4 protein-coding genes are annotated in these 4,982 nt (G+C 39.0%); 3 read left to right on the top strand and 1 reads right to left on the bottom strand.

The window, feature by feature from the left end; genetic code table 11:
- Positions 1–1,018: 1,018 nt before the first annotated feature.
- On the bottom strand, positions 1,019–2,863 hold the full coding sequence (locus F6K22_RS31450; RefSeq protein ID WP_293107316.1) for an NAD(P)H-quinone oxidoreductase subunit F: 1,845 nt from the start codon (positions 2,861–2,863) through the stop codon (positions 1,019–1,021).
- A 518-nt stretch (positions 2,864–3,381) separates the two neighbouring features.
- On the opposite strand from F6K22_RS31450, the gene F6K22_RS31445 reads away from it, so the two are divergent.
- The 3 genes from F6K22_RS31445 to F6K22_RS31435 all read left to right on the top strand — a co-directional run bounded on the left by F6K22_RS31445 (position 3,382) and on the right by F6K22_RS31435 (position 4,824).
- The gene (locus tag F6K22_RS31445; protein WP_094678177.1) at positions 3,382–3,693 is read left to right on the top strand and encodes a carbon dioxide-concentrating mechanism protein CcmK; all 312 of its coding nucleotides are present in this window, start codon (positions 3,382–3,384) and stop codon (positions 3,691–3,693) included.
- 518 nt (positions 3,694–4,211) lie between these two features.
- The gene (locus F6K22_RS31440; RefSeq protein ID WP_293107311.1) at positions 4,212–4,379 is read left to right on the top strand and encodes a hypothetical protein; all 168 of its coding nucleotides are present in this window, start codon (positions 4,212–4,214) and stop codon (positions 4,377–4,379) included.
- Positions 4,380–4,482: 103 nt separating this feature from the next.
- Entirely contained in the window at positions 4,483–4,824 is a 342-nt protein-coding gene (locus tag F6K22_RS31435; protein ID WP_293107308.1) for a carbon dioxide-concentrating mechanism protein CcmK, read from the top strand.
- Positions 4,825–4,982 lie beyond the last annotated feature (158 nt).

Raw genomic sequence — 4,982 nt, 5'->3', positions numbered from 1 at the left:
ATGGTGAAAGCCCGATAGCTAATGGACGATCCACGTTAAAGGGTGGTTAATCGAAAAGGTAGCCCGGTGCTTACCAGCACTCTGTTTCCAGCCGTAACTCAGCACGTTGTAACGAGGGAGCGAGTGAATCAACCAACAACCTAAAAAGTAGCCTCAATGGTATGCATGGCCGGAGAGAGTAGTGGCAATTGGCACCGGCTAGTAGGGGGGATTCGCTCTTCCCCCCTACTGCTGTATACGTACTACGGTACGGTACTGGTAATGTGGCTGTTTCGAGCAATGTGAAAATCGTGGTTTTAACCCGATAAAAAGCTCCTAGTCACGAATCCACGCGACTTTAGTCCGTGGAGTGTCAAAGGTGTTGCTATATAATTCGGTATTGTAGGAATTATATTACTCAGAAGCCAACGAATTTGATCTAATCAATTCTTGATCTGATATGGCATCAGTTTAGATACCAAACCCCTAAAATACATAATATAGCGCTACGCATTAAGGTGTTTGACATTTATAAATCCTCAAATCTTTTGATAGTCTGCTGTCTCCAGTTAAGTGTTCCCTATTCCCGATTCAAGTAGTGCTATATACTTATCCGTTCTACTAAACTTACCCATAGATGATAGAACTCCGTTCCGCTGACGTGACCGCAGAAGCTTTGGAGCTAGCTTCCTATTTCATTGAAAACTAATAACTATTGTCTGTAACTTATCTTCAAGAGCAGGCTTAAAATCAGTGGAAACTCCACCTAATTGATGCACATAGTTTTCCAGGTTTACCCCTTTATCAGCTAAAAAATTACATAAACCCTTGCTATGTGTATTGTTTGTAGATATTGACAACTAAAAAAACTTGAAATAATTATCTTGTCTTGGTTTTGGAAATTTTTTCAATCTATAATTAGCCGCAACTCTCAGGAGTCATGTAAAAATAAGTTGTACAAATTTCATCTGGAATGAATTGTGAAATCTAGCTTCCATCAAAAAAACTGTAATGGTTATTTTTACACAACTCCTGATGTTTAAAACCTGAAGTCGATCAACCAAAACGCTAAAATTCCTAATACACCAATTCCGAGTACAATAGTAACAATATAGGATTGACCTTGACCAGATACCCCGTATTTCAAACCTTGCCCACTAAAAATTGTCGCCAAGCCAACTAAGTTAACAGCTCCATCAACAATATAACGGTCAATCCAAGCACTTAACTTTGAGAATTGACTAACTGCAAAAACCACCGTTACATTATAGAGGCGATCGATATAGAAATCATAAGCAAACAAATCTTGAGCAAAACGCAAAGGAGCTTGTATTGGTCGAGACCAAGTTCTACCTAACTCCATAGTGCTACCCAGAATAACACCAAATAAACCAGATGTTACTAACAAAATAACAACAGCTAAATTCAGATAACCCCAGTCAGGTAAAAGTGATAACTGTTCCATAATTATTGGAGTTAACAGAGTAACAATAATTAATGATACCATCGGCACAGCCATAGGCCAGGGAACTTCCGGTGCCCGTTTAGTCTTAGGTTGAGGTTCACCCAAAAATATCAAACGAAACACACGAGTCAGGTTTAAAGCAGTTAGGAAGTTAACAAATAATAAAACAGGTACTACCCAAGGATCGATAATCCAAAAAACATCTAAACCTTCTCGCAACGCCCAAAAACCACCCAAAGGCAATAATCCAACTAACCCCAAAGTTCCTACTAAGAAAGAAGTAGTAGTTGCAGGCATTCGAGACCATAATCCCCCCATTTCTGTGAGGTCTTGACTATTAGTAGTCAATATTACACCACCAGCACTCATGAATAATAGTGCTTTAGCAATACAATGTGCCAAGAGTAATAGCAAGCCAAAAGTAGTCCATTGTGTACCAACAGCAATGAAAACTAATCCCAGGTAAGCACTGGTAGAATGAGATAAAGTACGCTTAAGATCGATTTGAGCCAGAGCAACCAAAGAAGCTCCAACAGCTGTTACAGTTCCGATCGCCACCAACACAGCTAGAGCAATAGGAGAAATAATTAAAATTGGTTGGATTTGAATCAATACATAAGCTCCGATCGCTACCACCACAGTATTCCGCAAAATAGAAGCAGGGTTTGGACCTTCCATCGCTTCATCCAACCATAAATGCAGGGGAAATTGAGCGCATTTACCTATAGGCCCAGCAATTAAGGCCAACCCTAACAAATTAGCTGTAACTGGAGATAGTTCTACTCTTTCAGCCCATTGATAGAGGTCACTAAAATTCATACTCCCAGCTAAAGCTGAGATGGCAACTACTCCCATCAAAAGTAAAACATCTCCTACCCGCTTTGTTAAAAATGCATCTCTAGCTGCTGTGACTACAAGAGGTTGAGCATACCAGAAACCTACTAATAAATAGGTAGAAAGGGTTAACATTTCTAGCAAAGCATAGGAAATGAACAAAGAATCGCTAATTGTTAAGCCAGTCATGGCAGCTTCAAAAAATCCCATTAGTCCAAAAAACCTAGCTAATGCCCAATCCTTTTCTAGATATCCCAAAGCGTAAACTTGGGCTAATAAACTTAGAGCAGTTACCACATCCATTGCCCCAATAGTTACTGATGAGATATTGAAGGCAAAAGATAGGTTGAGGTCTCCAGTCTCTAGCCAGTTGAATATTATTTCTCGTGGCTCTTGATTCCAGATAGCTTGATAGATAATAGAGCCATGAATTAGGGCCAATAATGTCATCAATAGATTAAAATAAGCGGCTGGCCGTGGCCCAGTACGTTTAATTATCCCTATTGACCATGGCAGAGTTAAAATTGCTCCAACCAAGCTATAAAAAGGTATGTACCAAAAGTTTTGAATAAGAAACTCGAACATTGTATTTCTTGACCTTGAGTATGTAAGAATAAAGATAGTCCTGCATGGTAATGGTGAGGATATATATTTTTTAATTTCTCCGCTCCCCATCTCCGACACTCCCCACACTCCTGGTGCTTCCTTTACCATTACGCGAGCACCACCACCAGAATAAATATATACACACGATTAATATAGATTCAACTTAGTTATAAGTATATATACTTGTTTTTTTCTACTGATAGGGTATTGAGCCAAAAGTAATTAAAAAAAATTTAGGATTGATACCTGGGAGCTGAGGATCGCTGAATTCAGCATTAACTATAAGGACTTCAATGGTAAGGAATTTATTTTTCTAAATCTCTTCAATTATGAATTATGATGATAGTTGCTATTGTCAACGATGCCATGTTTCTCTATGCTGAAAGTATAGCATTTGATAGATTTTGATTGTAAAAATGGGAATTCCCTGCAAAGCTATCTAGAGACAATACTGGCCTCAATGCTTAAGTTAACTTCTGTCAATAGGAGATAAAAGAATGCCAATTGCTGTGGGAATGATTGAAACTAGAGGGTTTCCAGCAGTAGTAGAAGCTGCTGATGCGATGGTTAAAGCAGCTAGAGTTACCCTAGTGGGTTATGAAAAAATAGGTAGCGCTCGTGTAACAGTCATTGTCCGAGGAGATGTCTCGGAAGTACAAGCTTCTGTTGCGGCAGGAATAGAGTCAGCTAAAAGAGTTGATGGTGGTGAGGTAGTATCAACTCATATCATTGCTCGTCCCCACGAAAACTTAGAGTATGTCTTACCAATTCGATATACCGAAGAAGTCGATCAGTTCCGAACTTATTAATTTGAGTTGCTGGAATTTGTCCTAAATATTTGGTCTAGATAATTGACTTAGTTAACAACTTACGTCATAAAGCGTTATTATGCGATAGTTGTTCAAAGTGATTAAGTAGTAAAATTTGTCAAGCCAAGAGAAGTTGTAGATAGGTTTTATCCATCATCAAAGACTTGCTCTAATTATGGTCATGTTTAAAGATATGCCGTTAAGCCTTAGAATTTATGATTTACTTGAGTGTGGCATATCTATAGACCGCGTATGAGATGCAAGTATAAGAGGCTTGAACGTCAATGCCTATGGATGAGTAACCGCCGACGCCTCATGGTCAGCAGGAAGTAAACATCAGATTGTCACGCTTATGTGACGCTTTGTATCAGTTTTATAGATCGGCTGATTGATTTTCCCAAATTTTAGGCTCATGCTTTGATTGCCTAGTAGAAACAAACAAGTTTACCCTAAAGTTTTAGGGCAATCATTACAGAGATTGCCCACTCTGGGGAAAACTTCAGGATGAATTTGGGTAGATGAAACTAGAGGGACTGAAAAATTATCAGAAAAGTAGGCAGAAAGCTAGATTTAGTTCTAAGCAGACTTTATATGGGTATTTTGACTTGTCTCCACAGAATATTTCTGTAGTCATCCAAGAGGAGAGTAGGCAAAGTGGATTTATCCTGTTGGGTAGTGTCGGCTGAGAATATCCTTGAACTTAATTCAATTCGGGAATTAGTCAATAAAAGTCAAGATATAGACTAGAAACTAAAAGAATCTGTAAAATAATATCATGGAGTAAAAATAATGTCAATTGCCGTTGGGATGGTAGAAACCCTAGGCTTTCCAGCAGTTGTAGAAGCAGCAGATGCAATGGTGAAAGCTGCACGAGTCACCCTTGTTGGCTATGAAAAAATTGGTAGTGCTCGTGTAACCGTAATTATTCGTGGAGATGTATCAGAAGTACAAGCTTCAGTAGCAGCAGGGGTTGATAACGTTAGAAAGGTGAATGGAGGCCAAGTGATGTCAACTCATATTATTGCCCGTCCCCATGAAAACCTAGAATATGTTCTGCCTATTCGTTATACTGAAGAGGTAGAACAGTTCCGTGACAGTACCACTGCAGTCCGTTCAGTTAACAGACCATAGAAGTAAATAGATTTCAGATGGTAGATTTGAGATTGAACTTGAGGTGAAGTCAGAAGTCAGAAGTTATATTCTGACTATGACTACATTGGAGAGGCGCGAGAATGTCTTAACCACCCTGAGAACTGCTATATATATTGGTGGAATGTTACTAATTGTGA

Source organism: Okeania sp. SIO2F4, assembly GCF_010672385.1.
Taxonomy (GTDB): domain Bacteria; phylum Cyanobacteriota; class Cyanobacteriia; order Cyanobacteriales; family Microcoleaceae; genus Trichodesmium.
This window is presented reverse-complemented; position numbering and strand designations above follow the sequence as displayed.

Excerpts from the sequence above, each read along its gene's own strand:
- F6K22_RS31450 (WP_293107316.1), bottom strand. The coding sequence starts at position 2,863 with ATGTTCGAGTTTCTTATTCAAAACTTTTGGTACATACCTTTTTATAGC.
- F6K22_RS31445 (WP_094678177.1), top strand. The coding sequence starts at position 3,382 with ATGCCAATTGCTGTGGGAATGATTGAAACTAGAGGGTTTCCAGCAGTA.
- F6K22_RS31440 (WP_293107311.1), top strand. The coding sequence starts at position 4,212 with ATGAAACTAGAGGGACTGAAAAATTATCAGAAAAGTAGGCAGAAAGCT.
- F6K22_RS31435 (WP_293107308.1), top strand. The coding sequence starts at position 4,483 with ATGTCAATTGCCGTTGGGATGGTAGAAACCCTAGGCTTTCCAGCAGTT.